Genomic DNA, 16,790 nt, shown 5'->3' with positions numbered 1-16,790 from the left:
ATGGCTGACGTTGCTTTGCGGAAGGTGGTTAAGCGTTACGACGATGTGGAAGCCGTGCGCGGCATCGATCTCGATATCGCCGACCATGAGTTCATCGTGCTGGTCGGGCCTTCCGGCTGCGGCAAGTCGACGACGCTGCGGATGATCGCAGGCCTCGAGGACATCAGCGACGGCGACATCATGATCGACGGCGACGTCGTCAACGACGTGCCGCCGAAAGACCGCGACATCGCGATGGTGTTCCAGAATTACGCACTCTATCCGCACATGACGGTCGCCGAGAACATGTCGTTCGGGCTGCGCCTGAAGCACTACCCCAAAGCCGAGATCAAGGCGCGGGTGACGGAAGCCGCCCGCCTGCTCGACATCACCGACCTGATCGACCGCAAGCCGAAGCAGCTCTCGGGCGGCCAGCGCCAGCGCGTCGCGATGGGCCGGGCCATCGTGCGCAACCCGAAAGTCTTCCTGTTCGACGAGCCGCTGTCCAATCTCGACGCCAAGCTGCGCGTGCAGATGCGGATCGAGATCAAGAAGGTGCACCAGAAGGTGCGCACCACCACTGTCTACGTCACCCACGACCAGGTCGAGGCGATGACGCTGGCCGACCGCGTCGTGGTGATGAACAAGGGAAAGATCGAGCAGATCGGCACCCCGAACGAGCTCTACCACAAGCCGGCGACGCGCTTCGTCGCCGGCTTCATCGGCTCGCCCGCGATGAACTTCATCCCGTGCCGGCTCGAGGACGTCGGCGGCACGCTCCAGATCCGGCTCACCGACCGCATCGCGTTCGCGCTGCCGCCGGCCCGCGCGGCGCGCTACAACGCGCTGCCGCGCACCGACAAGCTGCTGCTCGGCCTGCGGCCCGAGCATCTCACCGAGTCGCATGCGCATCTGGGGCCGGGCGTCGAGAGCTTCGACACCGTGCTCGACGTCACCGAGCCGATGGGAATGGAGACCCTGGTCTATTTCGGGCTCGATGGCACGCCGATCTGCGGCCGCGTCGATCCCAACGCCGGCGCCAAGGACGGGGCACCCATGCGTTTGGCGATGGACCTCAATAACATGCACCTGCTAAACGAGGCGACCGGCGTCGTGTTGTGACGCCAACCTAAGAAACTCGCGCAGGCAGGGGACGATGGCGACCAACAAGAAGAAGATTTTCGTTACACAAACTTTGTCGCAAGGGGCACGCGCCCTCCTCACCCAGCGGGACGATATCGAGCTCGTCGAGTTTGCGAACCTGATCTCGGCCATGGATTTCGAGGCCTTGCTGAAGAGCCATGCGCCGGTCCATGGCGTGGCGCTGGGCGCCACCGCCTTCGGCGAGACCGAGCTCGAGGCGTCCAAGGACATGAAGGTCGTGACCCGCATCGGTGTCGGTTACGACGCCGTCGACGTGCCCGCCCTCTCCCGCCGCAAGGTGCCGCTGATGGTCGCGGGCAGCGCCAACTCGCCCTCGGTCGCCGAGCAGGCGCTCTTCATGATGCTGACGCTGGCCAAGCGCGCGAACGAGTTGCACGCCTGCGTCAAGGACGGCAAATGGGCCGACCGGCTCGGCATGCTGCCGTTCGATCTCTACGGCAAGACCGTGCTGATCATCGGCTTCGGCCGCATCGGCAGCCGTACCGCCAAGCGGTGCCTGGCGATGGAAATGACCGTGCAGGTCTACGATCCCTACAAGCCAGCTGCCGAGATCGAGGCTGCCGGCTGCGAGCCCGTCGCTGACCTCGATGCCGCGCTGCCTCACGCCGATTTCGTCACCATCCACTGCCCGAAGACGCCGGAAACGGTCGGCCTGTTCGATGCGGCGCGGATCCGCCGGATGAAGCCGAAGTCCTATCTCATCAACACTGCGCGCGGCGGCATCGTGAAGGAAGCCGCGCTGTACGACGCCCTGGTCTCCGGCAAGCTCGCCGGCGCCGGCATCGACGTGTTCGAGGTGGAGCCGCCGCCCGTCAGCAACGCGCTGTTCGCGCTGCCCAACGTCATCATCGCCCCGCACGTCGCCGGCGTCACGGTGGAGGCGGTGAGCCGCATGAGCGAGCAGACTGCGCGTAACATCCTGAGTGTGCTGGACGGCGATCCCATCAGGCAGAACATCATCAATCAGGACGTGCTGGGCTGAACAAGCCGAAGGTGGGCGGGTTAAGCTACCCGCCTTCGGAAGGCCAGAATGCGTCCCATTTTGGTGCAGATCGAGCCCCAACTCAGCCTTAATCAAACGCGCGTAATAAGTCCGGCCGCGGCGGCAGTGGGACAGACTAGCCGGCCGCGTCGAGCTGGAGGATGGACCCTTGTCAGAGATCGACCCGACCGACCACGCGCTTGCGACTATCGCCAGCATCCTGGAGCACCCCGAGCCCGTCCTCGTCGTCCGCCACACCGAGACCGAAATCGTGGTCGCCGGCGAGCGTGAGCATCTGGCTTCCGACGAGCAGGCAGTCATCGACGAACAGCCGGCTCTCGACGAGCATCCGGTCGTCGAGGAACAGCCGCTGGTGCCGGAGCACACCGATGCCGACGGCTACAGCAAGGTCGGGCCAGGGCCCATGGTGGCGATCCGTCTGAAATGGACGGTCCATCGCAGCGATGACGACCAGTATTACGTCCACGAGACCATCGGCGAACAATCCGTACCTGTGGTGAGCGGCCCCATGACCAGCGAGGCCGCGGTACATTTCGTCGACGTCCAGCAGGACGAGGCGAACAGGCGCTTCGAGCAGCTGCGCAGCGAGATCGCCGGCCGCAGCTCGCTCGCCGATTACGAGCGCAAGGGCGAAGCCTGAGGCCGCGGGTCGAAATTCTCCACCTCTCCCCGCTGGGGAGAGGTGACATCGAGCCTCGCAACTACTTCCTTCCCAGATAATCCTTCTTCACGAGCTCGACGCCTGCATGCCGCAATAGGTCGTAGGCGGTCGTGACGTGAAAGAAGAACTGCGGGACACTGAACGTCAGCAGCAGCGCTCGCCCGGTAAAGGGCAGCTCGGTCCCGTTCTTCAGCCTGAAGAAGACATTCCGTTCCGCCGCCGCATCGATCTCCGCGCGCGGCAGGCTTTCGATGAACTCGATCGAGGTTGCGATCCGCGCCTGAAGCCCGGCCATGTCGTGCTCCAGCGCCGGCAGCGCCACCGGCTCGAGCTCCGCCAGCAAGGCCGGGGCGACCACGGCATGCCGGCAGGCCTCGCCGACCTGCTGCGCCAGATCGTACATGTTCGGGGCCAGCCGCATACCGAGCAGAACGGCCGGATTGAACTTGCGGGTCTCCGCATAGGCCACGCCCTTGTCGAGCAGCCCCGACAGGTTGCGCAAATGCGGGACGAAGAGGCCGACAGAGGCCTCGTACATCGAGATCGTCACGTCAGGATTCCCTTCAATTCCACCTCGCCAGCGACTGGCATCTGGTCTAAATCCACCCCTCAAGAGCTGCACAATGACAGCTCGCGCAGGGGTAGAAAAGAGATGATCGTTCGGATGGCTGTTCGAATCTTGGCGGCTGCGGCCGTGGCGTTGCTGGCAAACCTTTCGGCTCACGCGCAGCAGGCGCCCTCGCGCCTCGACGAGATCGTCAAGCGCGGCACCTTGCGCGTCGGCATGACCGGCGACTACAAGCCTTTCACCTATCTGGACAAGGCGACGCAGCAGTTCAGCGGCTTCGATGTCGACATGGCTGAGGAGCTCGGCAAGGCCCTCGGGGTCAAGGTCGAGTTCGTTCCAACGGCCTGGCCGAAGCTGATGAAGGATTTCGAGGCCGATCAGTTCGACGTCGCCATGGGCGGCGTGTCGGTCACGTTCGACCGGCAGAAGAAGGGCTTCTTCTCGACGCCGATCATGCGCGAGGGCAAGACGCCGATCACGCGCTGCGCCGACGTCGGCAAGTACCAGTCGCTTCCCGACATCGACAAGAAGGGCACCCGCGTGATCGTCAATCCCGGCGGCACCAACGAGCGCTTTGCGCGTGCCAACATCAAGGACGCCGAGATCGCCGTCTTCTCCGACAATACCGTGATCTTCGACGAGATCGCCAAGGGCAACGCCGATCTGATGATGACGGACGCCTCCGAGACGCGCTACCAGCAGAAGCAGCACGCCGGCGTGCTCTGCGCGGTGCATCCCGAAAAACCGTTCGACTTCTCCGAGAAAGCCTATTGGCTCCAGCGCGACATGGCGCTGAAGGCCTTCGTCGACCAATGGCTGCATATCTCGATGGAAGACGGCAGCTACAAGAAGATCTATGCAGCGTGGTTCGACTAGCAATGCGAAGGGAATTGGCAGTCGCAATCGTGCTCGGGATCAGCGGGACTCACGGCGCGCTCGCGCAGACGAAGTTCACGCCCGCGACCGGGGCGGCCTGCAAGGACGAGTCGACAGATGAACTCGGCCTGTGGACCTGCCCGGGTCCGGCCGGTTACGTGGTGAGCTTTGCCGACGAAGGCAACATCGTATCAGTCACGATTGCGCCTCGGATCGCAATCGAGAAGGTGTCCGGGCCGACCGCGCAGTGGCGCGGCGCCGGCAAGTCGTTCGGCGAAAAGGTGCAATGGATCATGCGAGCCGGCGTGCCAAGGGCCGCGGTGATCCGTACCTGGCGAACGGTCGAGGATGAGAAGGAGCTCCAGAAGCTCTCCGTGTTCGCGATCAGCGGCACAAAGGCCTGCCTCGTCGGTTCGGTCGATGTTCATACCGATAAGGCGAACGACGTAGCGCTTGCCCGCGCCCACCAAGCCGCCAATGCGGGCTGTCCGCGGAAGTAGACGCGGGCGCGCTGAATTTCCGCCGGTCGGGCGCGCCACATTGGCGCGGGGCCGCCCCGCCCAACTCCGGGCAGAGTTCGGCGTTATTGAACCAAGGTCGGCGCGCGCACGACTCATACCGAGGACAGTGATCTAGATCACTTTTGAAGATCGAACCGGGGCGTAAGCGTCGGTCCGGGGACTATCTGCTCAGGAGATGGAAATGAGGAAGCTGTTGGCCGCGGCCGCATTCCTTTTGGCGAGCACAGCTGCTCAAGCCCAGTACACTTTCGAATATGGCGGGCGCACCATCCGCATCGATCCGGACCGCGGCACGGTGCAGATTCCCGGCGTGTACGACAACACCGGCCAGGGCAAGGCCAAGAAGGCCAAGAAGAACGACGCGGGTCCGGGCCAGCAGGCGCCGCAGCAAGCCATCGTCGAGCCGCAAACGCCGGCTCAGCCAGCTCCCGCTCCTGCGCCGGTCGCCCCACCGCCAGCGGCCGCTCAGGCGCCTTCGCCTGCCCCCGCCGCCGTAGCACCCCCGCCGCTTGCTTCGCCTCCGGCCGCGACCGCCAGCAATGCGCCGGCCGAGACCGCCGTGTCGCCGCCGCCCGCGCCCCCTCCGGCCCCTGCACCGGTCCAGCAGCAGGCAGCGCCCGCCGCGCCGCCGCCGGCCCCGACCGTAGCTGCCGCACCTCCGGCTGCGGCCTCGCCCCCGCCGCCCGCTCCTGCCCCCGTTCAGGCCGCCGCCGTCGCCCCACCGGCTCCGGCAGCCGCGCCCACACGCGATCTGAGCTCGCCGCTCGGCGTCTGGCTCACCGAGGAAAAGGAAGGCAAGGTCCGCATCGAGCAATGCGGCACCAATCTGTGCGGCTATTCGGTCGACGGCAAATCGAACCAGAATGGCGAGCAGGTTCTGATCAACATGAAGCCCAGCAAGGACCAGAAATGGTCCGGCCGCATCCTCGATCCGAACTCCGGCTCGACCTACGATTCCACGATCGCGATGAAGGGCACCGACCGCCTGCGTGTGCAGGGCTGCGCCTTCGGCGGCATGTTCTGCGGCGGCCAGACCTGGACGCGCGTGAATTGAGCGGCGCCGATTGCACGTGAGCCAACATGGCGCAGCCAGGCTGACGCTTTTTCGCTCCACAACCTGCAATCGATGATCCGACTGCCGGGTTAGTCGTCATTATCCCCCGCCGGGGCCCCGGGCGTACGACCGCTCGATTCAAATGCCCCCACTGTGAACCATTTCATACTCTGCCCGCTCTCGTTGCTTCTAGTCTGGATTGATAGCCAGACCATTTGCGACCTGATTACCGCGCAGTCGGCGCCGTTTCGCCGAGATTGAGTAGACCGAAACGAGTCGTTTCTCGACCTCCTTTCGGCGCCTTTAGTTGCGTAAGCGAGCGAGGTTGTTATGGAGGAACTCCGTGCGACGCCATCGCTGGTCTCCGGTGACTGGGGCCCCGGCTTATTGATGTCGGAGGAGAGCATACGACGCCATGTGATCGGCGCGCTCCGAAGTCGACAGACAAGCTTGACGACCGCGCTGCAGCCTCTGGTCGACGAGCAAGCGCGGATGCTGGTTTCGGAGTTTGGTTTCGACGCTCAGACCGTCGGCAAAATCCTGCAATCGCAAAACACCATGCTGAGCGTATTGTCGGATCGGTATGACGCGCTCGATGAAGCCGCACATTACAGCGAGCTTCCCTTCGTCGAACTGGCGAACGACGGCCGCATCGTCTATTCGAACGCGGCGTTCGACAAGCTCATTCCCGGCAGGCGCGGCGCGGCTTTCTCCGGGTTGTTTGGATCCCGTGCAGCTGATGTGTGCATGGCCCTCCGGGCAAATCACAACACGAGTTTGCGCGCAGACATCCAGACCGACGAAGCGGTTCGTCAGGTCAGAGTCGAGATCGGCCCGCTGCGCGACGAAGATGGAAAGCCGGGCAATTACGCACTCCTGCTTGACCAGAGCGCTGAACAGAGCCGCCTCGATGCCTTGCAGGATGGCGTGCTCCGCACCGACCTGACAGGCAAGATCCGGTTCGCGAACGAGCGCGCGGTGCAGGTTCTGGGCTTTTCGGAATTAGAACTCAAGGAGATGTCGCTCTCCCTCGTATTCGGATCCGAGGACGAGGGAACGACGAACCTGTTCGCCGAATGGATCACCAAGCAGACGGGCTTCTCGAGCTTCGTCAGGCTCCGCCCGAAAGACGGTCGTTCTGTTCTGGCAAGGGTTACCGGAACGCCCTACATGGAAGCCCCGAACAGCTCGGCAGGGTTATTGGTGCTGTTCGCCCCTCTTGCCGAAGATCGCGCCCGTCGCGAACTCAAGACGATTTTGGCCGAGCATGATGATCCACAGAAGATCATCGAGGCAACGCTCCAGGCCATCGGCAAGGTCATCCCATTCGAAATGAGCACGTTCGGGGTCTACAACGATCTCAACGATTATTGGCGAGCGGTCACTGTCTTTCCAAGACCCGGCTGGGAGTGGAGCACGCGTTGGTTCAAGGTGCCGCCCGGCGTGATCGATTGGCTCGAGCAGGGCAAGACGTGGGACAATAATTTGGCCGCGTTCGTCGAGCGCCTCAATCCGGAGGAAATGGACAACCCGGTGAGCAAGGCCATCATCGCCGACGAATTCGAGTCGATGATCGTATTGCCGATTCGCAAAGCCGGAGGCCGGTTTGGAAGTTCGCTGGCTCTGCTGTCCCGCAAGCACAAATACACGACCTCGGACCTGCGCACGCTGCAAAATCTCGGCATCGAGGAGATATTGCAGGCCGCAGACGCCGCGATGGAGCATGCCCAGGCGCGCGCCTTGCGCAAACTCAAGGACGATCTGAACAAGGCCGCAAGCGCACGCGCCATCGCTGAACTGCTGGCCACAGGCACCACGAAGTGCCTGGGCTGGGAGTATGTCGGCGTGTTCCGGGTCGATCGCCGCCGCAGCAAGTTCGTGCTGGTCGCCGAGCACGTCAAGAACGACCGAAACCTGCTCGTGAAAGCGCCCGACCGCAAGGCCGAATACACCCAGGAGCTGTCCAGCGGCATGCTCGGCAGCTGCCTGGCCGAGCGGAGCATTCTGGTTGTTCCTGACATCAGCGATACCGAGCGGAACTACGGCTTCATCAAAACCGCACCCGATCAGCGATCCGCCATGACAGTTCCCCTGTTCGTGAATGGCAAGATCGAACTGATTCTGGACATGGAGTCATCGGAGCTCAACGCGTTCCGTGGGCCTGATCAGGACGCGGCAAGTGGCCTCGCCGCTGACTGCGAACAGATCTTTGCGGCTCGCTGGCACGAAGCGATTGAGCACGCGCTCATGGATAGAATCGAGCAGGCGGCCGTCATCGTGGACGCCGTTGGGACGATCTGCCACATGAATGGTGCAGCCGAGAACATCTTCGGCCGGGCGCGTGACAAGAAGCTCTCGTCATTTGGCGCCCGGAACGAAGATTCCATGCAACTGTCGGAATGCGGGATCCAGCACCGCCTTCACATCCATCTGACGATCGGCGACGCACCGCGCACCGAGCTGACGACTCTCGCAAATCGCGAGCCGTTGAATGACGACTATGGTCATCAACTCTGGCTGTTCACCAGCCTTGCCGACCAAAGCCGGGAAAGCGACTGGGGTTATCTGGAAGAGACCGTCACGGCCGTCGCACGCGAGACCCGCGCCCCACTGTTGATGGCCGATGGCCTGCTGCGCGGCGCCGCATCGCTGCTGAGCAAACCAGAGCTCATGAGAGATTGCGCCGAGCTGCTCGAGCAGGCCGCCAACCACCTGCTGAGGGCCGACCTGACTTTCGAACGTCTGTCCGATCGTCTGACCGTTCAGCAGACGCCGCAGGAAGCCCCCGAGCAATTCGACGTATTGGAAGTGCTTTATCACGAGGTCGAAGGCCTTCCCGTCGAGGATCGTGATTCAATCCACGTCGTCGACGAGATTGCGATGCGTCGTCCGGTGCTTGTCAAGGGATGGACGAAGAGGTTGAGCTTTGCGTTTCGCTCTGCCCTCAGCTCCCTCCTGCTGTTGCGCATCACGCCGAACGACAGGTTGACCGTGACGATCGCGGAACGGCCGCCGCATCGTCTCTCGGTGTCCATGCGCTTACCCGCGACAATTGCCGACGCTCTGGCACCGTCGGCGGCGGACCCGATCGAGCAGAGCCAGCACCGAGCACGGCAGATGGCCAGCGTCGCGGTCGAGGCTATTCGCAAGGCTGCCGAGCAGCACGACGGCGATCTGACCGAGCTGGACGGCGCGGGATTCGAGTTCAACCTGCCATTGTGCGTGCAGGAGGCACCGGTATGACAGCAAAGATTGCCATAGCCACCGCCGAACCAAACATGTTCGAAACCCTACGGGGACATCTGCTCGCGGCAGGAGTGGCCCTGGAGGACTTGTACGACAAGCCTTTGATGACCCCGGACCAGACGAGCGAGTGGCTCATCGCGAATGAGACTGAATTGCTCGTGCTCGACGCCCGGCTGCCGACCGACCCCAGCGCCGTATACGACACACGCACGACTCTCGGCGCGAAGCACGTCCTCAACACCGTCGTCCTGGCCCAGGACCCCCACACCTCCGTGCTGGTCATCGCACCTTCGTTTGGAAGCTGCGCGGACCTGGAGGAAGAGTGCAGAGCAGCAGGCAATGCGCTAATCCTGCCGATGGACGCGCTGCAGCTGCACCGGCATCGGATCTTGCGCCCGTTCATTGCGATCCTTACCGGGCATCCCGACGAGACGAATGCGATTCCGGGCGCCTTCCGCGTGATCGAGATCGAAATCCATAGCGCCAAGGTGGAATGCCGGCTCGGAACGGGTGAAGACGGCTCTCCGATGCTTCGCTGGAACACCATCAGCGATCTCGATGACCTCAAATCTGCCGCTCAAACCTACGCGCGCGATGAGATGCCGCTGAACAATTGGCTCGGCCAAACGCGGGACATCGGGACCCGCTTGTTCAAGAGCTTCGTTGTAAAAGCGATCGGCGAACATCTGTTCTCGCAGATCGAAAAGTCGGCAGGCGGGCTGGTGGGACTGTCGTTCCGGTTCGTCATCAGCGATGCCGGCTTTTATTCGGTGCCCTTCGAGGCGAGTGTACGTTATCTCTCGGAGGAAAATGGGCCATTCGTGCTGCTTTATGCGCCGATCGTCCGGCGCATTCCATCCTTTGTCCGCGGAAGGGCCAGTGAGCGCGCGCGGATCAAACCGGGCGCAAAACTGATGTTCGTTCGTTCTCAGATCGGTGAACATCCCGATCTGAAGCTCGACAGCGCGATCTGCGATGGCAAGAAATTCGACAAGCTTGGCAATATCGATACCGAACTGAAGCACGTGACGGAGCTGGGTGCCGCGGGCTGCTTCGATTTGAAGATCGTCAACTTGTCGGACGCCCCTCCGGGCGAAGCCGCCCCCTATCTGCTGAAGCAGCTCGATGCATTTAGGCCGACCATTCTCCACTACGCCGGTCACGCCTGGAGCGATGGCCAGCAAACCGCGACCCTCGTCCTTCCCGGACTGCAGCCGGAGCAAGCGGTCGGCTTGAAGCTCGACAGGGTGGCGGCATCCGACGGGCTTTCAACGACGACACTGGTCTACCTCTCGGCCTGCCGCGGCATCTCGAAGGGCTGCGTTCAGCAACTGGTGATGAACGGAATCCCCTACGCCTTGGGCTTCCGCTGGAATGTCGAGGACGAACGCGCGCCGCAGTTCGCCAGGGAGTTCTATGACGAACTCCACAAGACGCGGTCCGTTTGCGTCGCGTTCCGCAAGGCCTGTCGCGCATCATGGGAAAGTCTGAACTACGACGAAGAAAGTCCGATCTGGCTCTCACCGATCTTGCTTGCGCAATCGACCGATTGGGCGGCTCGCTGCCAGTGAGCAGCTTGGAGTGGAAGGATGTCATGACAGTCTGGACCACACTCAAGAACGTCGTGGAGCACTGGGCGAGCCGCGAGTTGCGGCGCCCATATGTCGGTTATGTCGCATCGAGCGGTGGCAATGCGATGACAGCGGGACAGACCTTCCTGCCCGAAGCGAGCTATTTCGGCGTGCGCATGGTCGAAATGGGCTTGCAAGAGGGCGGCAAGTTTTTCAACTCGTTCCTTCCGCTCGGCGTCGTGCTCACCGAGTTCAGCTTCGGCGACGGGCGTCAGCGCCGACCCACGATCCTGAGCAATGACGAGATCGCCGCTCAGCTGAAGGCGGCCGGTGCCGCCCCGGGTTATGTCGACTTCAAGAATATCTACGCGGTCAGGCGCGCGCCCATGAAGCAGGACAATTTGTCCCTGTTCGTCGGGCTATTCCGCCTTCCGTTTCACGACGTCGCGCAACAGGTCCTGCAATTGGCCGCCGACCTGACCACACAGACCGGGCTCGCGCCGGGTGTTTCCGACGGGTTGCGTGTGGCTGAAAAGATCTACGACCGGGTCTCCGGCCTGTTCGGGCTCAACATCGTCACGCCCTTGTTCTCCTATGCCGACGGCAACGCGCTCGGCCGCAGCGCCTATCTCCTGGTTGCCGGTTCCGATCTCGACGAAGCGGTTGCCAAGCGACTGGTGGTGACCGACGACAGATTGCTGCTGGACGGTCAGCGTGTGTCCGGATTGGACTATTGCCTCCTGGCCATAGAGTTCACGGCCAGCCTGTTGCCTGAGGGGCCTGATACGATCAACCCTCTCACGCAGCTCGGATTTCATCGACACTGGCAGGGTGTTGCAAGCAGCATCATGAAGCGGGAGCTGGAGCGTGCGGACGAACAGATGCTGACGCTGCGCTCCGAGGTGATCACTTCGCCTGAACTCGCCGAGAACGATCGTCTCGTGGCCATCGGCGCCTACCAGACCAGCTACGACAAGCTCGTGGAGCGCGTGACGCCGAAAAATACTCACCGCGGCTGGGAAGAGGCACTCCTGGCCGCCCCCAACGACAAGACAATCGCCAACCCGGCCGTGACAGAGCTCCTGAAGGGCATGCAAATCCGCCTGCTCACCGGCATCAAGGACGCCCCTGATGATCCGGACAAGCTTTTTGCGTCCGAGGCGTTCGCACTGCGAAAGACAGTCGGCAAGGCCCCTCTGGTCGATACAAACTCCGCCGTCTCGCTGGCGCGCGTGATCAATCGCACCGCGAAAGCAAGGTGATGGCGCGAACGCCTGCTTTCACGCCTCTGCCAGACCGATGCGGCGACGCTAGGACACGATCGCGTTGGACCGTCCGACCGCATCCGTGACACCCCTCACATCGGTCCGCCCCGCGTCGTGACACGATTTCCCCCAGGTTCAGCCAATGGGGCGTGTCATGCGACTTCTTTGCAAGGGTATCTTTGCCGCGATCTCGGCCATCGCCCTGCTCTGCGGACAGGCAAATGCAGCTTCGACCAGCTTCGACGGCGCCTGGAACGTGCGGATCTCGTCCTCGAGCGAGACCTGCGGCAACGGCGCCACCGTCGCGATCGGTATCAACAATGGGCAGATTGCATCGACCAGCGCCGCGGTGACGGCATCGGGCCGTGTGGCGGACGCCGGAAGCATCAACGTCACCTTGAGCACCGGCATCAAGCGCGCTGTCGGCTTCGGCCGGCTCAGCGGCACCTCGGGCTCCGGCACCTGGCGCGGTGCGCTCTGCACGGGCACCTGGACGGCGGAACGGATGTAGGGCTTGTGTCCCGGACAAGCAGCAGCGCGAAGCGTTGCTGCGCCGAGCCGGGACCCAGCTTCCTTGCTCGTTCGGCAGTTCTGGGTCCCGGATCGGCGACGCATCGCCTTCGGGCGATGCGTCTTGTCCGGGACTCGAATGCCTCAACCCAGCGCCGCGCCGTACTCCGCGTCGGTCACCGGCTCCAGCCAGGTCGAGTAGACGCCGTCGAGCGCTTCCTGCATGGCGATGTGGCACATGCCGTTGGTCGGCGAGGCCCCGTGCCAGTGCAGCTCCCCCGGCGGAATCCAGACGGTGTCGCCGGGGCGGATTTCCCTGACCGGACCGCCCTTGGTCTGGACGCGGCCGACGCCGGAAATGACATACAGCGTCTGCCCGAGCGGATGGTGATGCCAGTTGGTGCGCGCCCCCGGCTCGAACGCGACGCGCGAGCAGTTCAGCCGTGCCGGCGCGGGCGCCATGATCACGGGGTCCTGCCACACGGTGCCGGTGAAGTTTTCGTTGGGCGCGCGGCGGGTCGGTCGCGTGCCTGCTACAGTGATCTCCATGGGGATGACCTCGCTTCTTTCCCGATTACTTCTTGCTGGCGGCGTAACGCGCCTTGGTTTCGGCGTTCATGGGATAGAGGCCCGGCAGCACCGCGCCATTGTTCACCTCGTTGACGATCCAGGCCTCCATCCGCTCCTGCTCGACCCCCTCGTTGAGCACGTGCTCGAGCATCGCCTGCGGGATCAGCACGCAGCCGTCCTGGTCGGCGACCACGATGTCGTTCGGAAAAACGGCAACCCCGCCGCAGCCGATCGGCTCGCCCCAGCCGACGAAGGTGAGGCCGGCAACGGAGGGCGGCGCGGCATAGCCGTCGCACCACACCGGCAGGTTGGTGCCGAGCGTGCCCTCGACGTCACGCACGACGCCATCGGTGACGAGCGCGGTGACGCCGCGCTTCATCATGCGGGCGCAGAGGATGTCGCCGAAGATGCCGGCATCGGTGATGCCCATGGCATCGACCACGGCGATGCAGCCTTCCGGCATCGCCTCGATCGCGGTGCGGGTCGAGATCGGCGAGGACCAGGATTCCGGGGTCGCCAGATCCTCGCGCGCCGGCACGAAGCGCAGCGTGAAGGCCGGCCCCACCAGACGCGGCAGGCCGGGGCGCAGCGGCCGCGCGCCCCGCATCCACACATTGCGCAGGCCCTTTTTCAGCAGGACCGTGGTGATGGTGGCAGTGGTGATGCCGGCGAGGATCTTGCGGGCTTCGGGGGACAGCGACATGGAAACAGACGAGCTCCGGATGGGCGGGAAAGAACGGGAGCATCTTGCGAGCCGGGCGCTTTGCGTCAAGGGCCAAGAGGCTATCAATAATGCAGGGCCGGTGGGCTGTTATGCGACGCGATAACAAAGCCTTATCGTGGCCTCCTGCATTAATTTATTGGACTTGCGGGCGCATTTACGCGAAGCAGGGGTGAGGCGGAACTTCGAGCCCGCTCCTGCAAAAGCCCGATTTCGACAGCTCTTCGACAGCTCAATGGCCGCGACGCTCCCCCCGCCCCGCCTTCTGCCCAGTGGCGACAGCGCCGTTACGGTCGAGTTCAGCCGCACCATCGACGACGACGCAAACCAGCGCGTGCTGGCGCTGGACAAGGCGCTCGCAGCAAATCCTATCGATGGCATCACCGAGACCGTGCCGACCTATCGCTCGCTGCTGGTGCACTACGATCCCGGCAAGATCGGTTTCGACGCGCTCGGCGACAAGCTGCTGCCGATCGCCATTCAGCCGCCGCCGCCGGTGACCAAGGCGCGGCGCTGGCGCGTCCCCGTCGCCTATGGTGGCGAGCATGGCATCGACCTCGAGGATGTCGCCAAGGCGCTGAACACCACGCCCGACGACATCGTCGCCCGGCATGCGGGCGGCGACTACAAGGTCGCCATGATCGGCTTCACGCCGGGCTGGTCCTATCTCAGCGGCCTCGACAAATCCCTGCACATGTCGCGCCGGCAAAATCCGCGACTGTTGACGCCCGCCGGCACGATCTCGATCGGCGGCGTTCAGGCCGGGATCCAGTGCCTCGCCGCCCCCAGCGGCTGGCATCTGCTCGGCCGCACGCCGGTCAGAACCTATCAGCTCCACCGCAATCCGACCTTCCTCACCGAACCCGGTGACCGCGTGACGTTCTTCCCCATCGACCACAAGACCTTCGAGGAGCTGGACCGCGCTGCGGAAGCCGGAGAGATCGTGGCCGAGCAGGTGGACGCATGAGCCGGCTCGTCGTCGCCAGCATCGGCCCCGCAAGCTCCGTGCAGGATGGCGGGCGCCTGGGGGCGCAGCGCTACGGCCTGACGGTCAGCGGGGCGATGGACCGGCTGTCGCTGGCGGCTGCGAATACGCTTCTCGGCAACGAACCGTTCGCAGCCAGCGTCGAGATCGGTCCGTTCGGCGCCGCCTTCACCGCGCGCGATGGCGCCGTGCGCGTGGCGATTTCAGGCGCGCCGCGCAATGCGGACATCGCTGGAAACCCGGTTGCGATGGACACATCGGTGACGGTGAAGGACGGCGAGACGCTGACGTTGGGCTTTGCCCGCGGCGGCGCGTTTACGTATCTCGCCATCGAAGGCGCCATCAAAGGCGAGCCTGTGTTCGGCAGTCTCGCGGTGAATGCCCGCGCCGGCCTCGGCAGCCCCTACTCGCGCCCGCTCCAGGCGGGTGACGAATTTTCGGTCGATGCCGCGAGCGGCGCGGGCGAACTGCGCATCGAACTGCCCAAGCCCATGAGCGGTCCGATCCGCGTCGTGCTGGGTCCGCAGGACGACGAGTTCGACGACGCCAACAAGGCGCTGTTCCTGGGCAGCGAGTGGAAGATCTCGGCGACCTCCGACCGCATGGGCTACCGGCTCGAGGGCCCCGCCATCAAGCATCTGCACGGCCACAACATCGTCTCCGACGGCACCGTCAACGGCAGCATCCAGGTGCCCGGCAACGGCTCGCCGATCGCGTTGATGATGGACCGCGGCACCTCCGGCGGCTATCCGAAGATCGCAACCGTGATCACGGCCGATGTCGGCCGCCTCGCCCAGACCTCGGCGGGAACCGCGTTCCGCTTCAGGGCGGTCAGCATGGCCGAGGCGCAGGACGAGGCGAGGAAGTTTGCGCAACTGATCCGCAACCTGCCCGACCGTCTGCGCTCTGCCGACAGCGTCGCGCTCAACATCGAGGCGCTCAGCGATGCCAACGTCGCGGGCTATGCTGTGAGCGCCATGGATGCCGGAACCTGGCAGGTGACGGCGGAGCCATAAACGACACGACGACCAGAGGCGGAGAGCAACCCATGAAGACGATCGATCTCAATTGCGACCTCGGCGAAGGTTTTGGCGCGTGGGAGATGGGCAACGACCCCGCGATGATCGAGCTGGCAAGCTCGGTCAACGTCGCCTGCGGCTTCCATGCCGGCGACCCCGACATCATGCGCCGGACGGTGGAATTGGCGAAGGCGCGCGGCGTCTCGGTCGGCGCCCATCCCGGATATCGCGACCTGCACGGTTTTGGCCGCCATCCGATCGCAGGCCTGAAGGCGTCCGAGATCGAGAACCTCGTCGCCTACCAGATCGGCGCATTGCAGGCGATTGCGACCGCGGCCGGCCACAAGGTCACCCATGTGAAGGCGCACGGCGCGCTCTCCAACGTCGCCTGCGAGGACGACATGACGGCAAAGGCGATCGCCGCCGGCATCCGGGCGGTCGACCCCAGCCTGATCTTCGTCGTGCTCGCCAATTCGAAGCTGGTGAAGGCTGGTGAAGACGCCAATCTGCCGATGGTGCACGAGGTGTTCGCAGACCGCGCCTATGAGGACGACGGCAACCTCGTCTCGCGCAAGAAGCCCGGCGCGGTGCTGCACGATGCCAAGGCGATCGCCGACCGCGTGGTGCGCATGGTGCAGGACGGCGCGGTGGTTTCGGTGACGGGCAAGGTGATCAAGATGCGGACGGACACGGTGTGCATCCACGGCGACACGCACGGCGCCGTCGAGATCGCGCGGACCTTGCGTCAGGCCCTGAAGGATGCGGGGATCGAAGTGGCGCCGTTCAAGCGCGGGTGAAGCAGGCTCGGTGCCGTAGGGTGGGCAAAGGCGCATAGCGCCGTGCCCACGATCTCTGGATGATTGAGACAGGCGGTGGGCACGCTTCGCTTTGCCCGCCCTACGAGACCGAGCAAGATCTTAGAACGGGTGTATCGACAACGTGCCGAACACGATCGCCGCGATCACGGCAAACGCGCTGTAGAGCGCGAAATGATGCATGCTCGCCCCGGTCCGCCGCGAGAGCGAGCGCGCGTAAAAGTGCAGCCTGGCTTCCGCCGATAGTTCGCGCATGGTCGAT

Annotated in this window: 17 protein-coding genes; 13 read left to right on the top strand and 4 right to left on the bottom strand. The window is 64.0% G+C overall.

The features are described from left to right. The 3 genes from GA0061098_RS26725 to GA0061098_RS45180 all read left to right on the top strand — a co-directional run bounded on the left by GA0061098_RS26725 (position 1) and on the right by GA0061098_RS45180 (position 2,786). The gene (locus tag GA0061098_RS26725) at positions 1-1,101 is read left to right on the top strand and encodes an ABC transporter ATP-binding protein (protein ID WP_091963583.1); all 1,101 of its coding nucleotides are present in this window, start codon (positions 1-3) and stop codon (positions 1,099-1,101) included. A 34-nt stretch (positions 1,102-1,135) separates the two neighbouring features. After that, positions 1,136-2,125, top strand: a complete 990-nt coding sequence (locus tag GA0061098_RS26720) for a hydroxyacid dehydrogenase (RefSeq protein WP_091963580.1) — start codon at positions 1,136-1,138, stop codon at positions 2,123-2,125. A gap of 169 nt (positions 2,126-2,294) precedes the next feature. Next, entirely contained in the window at positions 2,295-2,786 is a 492-nt protein-coding gene (locus GA0061098_RS45180) for a hypothetical protein (RefSeq protein WP_165637621.1), read from the top strand. 61 nt (positions 2,787-2,847) lie between these two features. On the opposite strand, the gene GA0061098_RS26710 is transcribed toward GA0061098_RS45180, so the two are convergent. Next, positions 2,848-3,345, bottom strand: coding sequence for a DUF1993 domain-containing protein (locus GA0061098_RS26710; RefSeq protein WP_028144585.1), 498 nt, complete (start codon positions 3,343-3,345; stop codon positions 2,848-2,850). Positions 3,346-3,471: 126 nt separating this feature from the next. Here GA0061098_RS26710 and GA0061098_RS26705 point away from each other — a divergent pair, with 126 nt between their 5' ends. From GA0061098_RS26705 to GA0061098_RS26675, 7 genes are all read left to right on the top strand, one after another. After that, positions 3,472-4,251, top strand: coding sequence for a transporter substrate-binding domain-containing protein (locus tag GA0061098_RS26705; RefSeq protein WP_091963574.1), 780 nt, complete (start codon positions 3,472-3,474; stop codon positions 4,249-4,251). A gap of 14 nt (positions 4,252-4,265) precedes the next feature. Continuing rightward, entirely contained in the window at positions 4,266-4,751 is a 486-nt protein-coding gene (locus GA0061098_RS26700; RefSeq protein WP_091963721.1) for a hypothetical protein, read from the top strand. A gap of 202 nt (positions 4,752-4,953) precedes the next feature. Further along, positions 4,954-5,826, top strand: coding sequence for a DUF2147 domain-containing protein (locus GA0061098_RS26695; RefSeq protein WP_091963571.1), 873 nt, complete (start codon positions 4,954-4,956; stop codon positions 5,824-5,826). A 330-nt stretch (positions 5,827-6,156) separates the two neighbouring features. Continuing rightward, on the top strand, positions 6,157-9,069 hold the full coding sequence (locus tag GA0061098_RS26690; protein ID WP_091963568.1) for a PAS domain-containing protein: 2,913 nt from the start codon (positions 6,157-6,159) through the stop codon (positions 9,067-9,069). Further along, a complete protein-coding gene (locus GA0061098_RS26685; RefSeq protein WP_165637619.1) occupies positions 9,066-10,643 on the top strand; it encodes a CHAT domain-containing protein in 1,578 nt (525 codons plus the stop codon). Before GA0061098_RS26690 ends, GA0061098_RS26685 begins: the two co-directional genes overlap by 4 nt. A gap of 23 nt (positions 10,644-10,666) precedes the next feature. Continuing rightward, on the top strand, positions 10,667-11,905 hold the full coding sequence (locus GA0061098_RS45675) for a hypothetical protein (RefSeq protein ID WP_208610683.1): 1,239 nt from the start codon (positions 10,667-10,669) through the stop codon (positions 11,903-11,905). A 157-nt stretch (positions 11,906-12,062) separates the two neighbouring features. After that, positions 12,063-12,419, top strand: coding sequence for a hypothetical protein (locus GA0061098_RS26675; protein ID WP_091963561.1), 357 nt, complete (start codon positions 12,063-12,065; stop codon positions 12,417-12,419). Positions 12,420-12,562: 143 nt separating this feature from the next. On the opposite strand, the gene GA0061098_RS26670 is transcribed toward GA0061098_RS26675, so the two are convergent. After that, positions 12,563-12,967 (bottom strand): (R)-mandelonitrile lyase, encoded by a 405-nt coding sequence (locus GA0061098_RS26670; RefSeq protein WP_091963559.1) that lies wholly within the window; start codon positions 12,965-12,967, stop codon positions 12,563-12,565. Between the two features lie 25 nt (positions 12,968-12,992). Then, positions 12,993-13,691, bottom strand: a complete 699-nt coding sequence (locus GA0061098_RS26665; protein WP_091963557.1) for a ribonuclease activity regulator RraA — start codon at positions 13,689-13,691, stop codon at positions 12,993-12,995. A 253-nt stretch (positions 13,692-13,944) separates the two neighbouring features. Here GA0061098_RS26665 and pxpB point away from each other — a divergent pair, with 253 nt between their 5' ends. The 3 genes from pxpB to GA0061098_RS26650 are packed head-to-tail and all read left to right on the top strand — an operon-like array spanning position 13,945 to position 16,510. Continuing rightward, a complete protein-coding gene (gene pxpB, locus GA0061098_RS26660; protein WP_091963555.1) occupies positions 13,945-14,676 on the top strand; it encodes a 5-oxoprolinase subunit PxpB in 732 nt (243 codons plus the stop codon). Next, positions 14,673-15,710 carry a 5-oxoprolinase subunit C family protein gene (locus GA0061098_RS26655; RefSeq protein WP_091963553.1) on the top strand — a complete coding sequence of 346 codons (1,038 nt, stop codon included), beginning with the start codon at positions 14,673-14,675 and terminating at the stop codon, positions 15,708-15,710. Before pxpB ends, GA0061098_RS26655 begins: the two co-directional genes overlap by 4 nt. Positions 15,711-15,742: 32 nt before the next feature. Next, positions 15,743-16,510 (top strand): LamB/YcsF family protein, encoded by a 768-nt coding sequence (locus GA0061098_RS26650; RefSeq protein WP_028144574.1) that lies wholly within the window; start codon positions 15,743-15,745, stop codon positions 16,508-16,510. 120 nt (positions 16,511-16,630) lie between these two features. Here the strand turns inward: GA0061098_RS26650 and GA0061098_RS26645 are convergent, their stop codons facing one another. Then, positions 16,631-16,783 (bottom strand): hypothetical protein, encoded by a 153-nt coding sequence (locus tag GA0061098_RS26645; protein ID WP_165637618.1) that lies wholly within the window; start codon positions 16,781-16,783, stop codon positions 16,631-16,633. Between the last annotated feature and the right edge of the window lie 7 nt (positions 16,784-16,790).

It is taken from the genome of Bradyrhizobium shewense, from assembly GCF_900094605.1.
Lineage (GTDB): Bacteria > Pseudomonadota > Alphaproteobacteria > Rhizobiales > Xanthobacteraceae > Bradyrhizobium > Bradyrhizobium shewense.
This window is presented reverse-complemented; position numbering and strand designations above follow the sequence as displayed.

Bases quoted from the DNA above. Each gene is read 5' to 3' on its own strand.
- GA0061098_RS26725 (WP_091963583.1), top strand. From the start codon at position 1: ATGGCTGACGTTGCTTTGCGGAAGGTGGTTAAGCGTTACGACGATGTG.
- GA0061098_RS26720 (WP_091963580.1), top strand. From the start codon at position 1,136: ATGGCGACCAACAAGAAGAAGATTTTCGTTACACAAACTTTGTCGCAA.
- GA0061098_RS26710 (WP_028144585.1), bottom strand. From the start codon at position 3,345: ATGTACGAGGCCTCTGTCGGCCTCTTCGTCCCGCATTTGCGCAACCTG.
- GA0061098_RS26705 (WP_091963574.1), top strand. From the start codon at position 3,472: ATGGCTGTTCGAATCTTGGCGGCTGCGGCCGTGGCGTTGCTGGCAAAC.
- GA0061098_RS26695 (WP_091963571.1), top strand. From the start codon at position 4,954: ATGAGGAAGCTGTTGGCCGCGGCCGCATTCCTTTTGGCGAGCACAGCT.
- GA0061098_RS26690 (WP_091963568.1), top strand. From the start codon at position 6,157: ATGGAGGAACTCCGTGCGACGCCATCGCTGGTCTCCGGTGACTGGGGC.
- GA0061098_RS26685 (WP_165637619.1), top strand. From the start codon at position 9,066: ATGACAGCAAAGATTGCCATAGCCACCGCCGAACCAAACATGTTCGAA.
- GA0061098_RS45675 (WP_208610683.1), top strand. From the start codon at position 10,667: ATGACAGTCTGGACCACACTCAAGAACGTCGTGGAGCACTGGGCGAGC.
- GA0061098_RS26675 (WP_091963561.1), top strand. From the start codon at position 12,063: ATGCGACTTCTTTGCAAGGGTATCTTTGCCGCGATCTCGGCCATCGCC.
- GA0061098_RS26670 (WP_091963559.1), bottom strand. From the start codon at position 12,967: ATGGAGATCACTGTAGCAGGCACGCGACCGACCCGCCGCGCGCCCAAC.
- GA0061098_RS26665 (WP_091963557.1), bottom strand. From the start codon at position 13,691: ATGTCGCTGTCCCCCGAAGCCCGCAAGATCCTCGCCGGCATCACCACT.
- pxpB (WP_091963555.1), top strand. From the start codon at position 13,945: ATGGCCGCGACGCTCCCCCCGCCCCGCCTTCTGCCCAGTGGCGACAGC.
- GA0061098_RS26655 (WP_091963553.1), top strand. From the start codon at position 14,673: ATGAGCCGGCTCGTCGTCGCCAGCATCGGCCCCGCAAGCTCCGTGCAG.
- GA0061098_RS26650 (WP_028144574.1), top strand. From the start codon at position 15,743: ATGAAGACGATCGATCTCAATTGCGACCTCGGCGAAGGTTTTGGCGCG.
- GA0061098_RS26645 (WP_165637618.1), bottom strand. From the start codon at position 16,783: ATGCGCGAACTATCGGCGGAAGCCAGGCTGCACTTTTACGCGCGCTCG.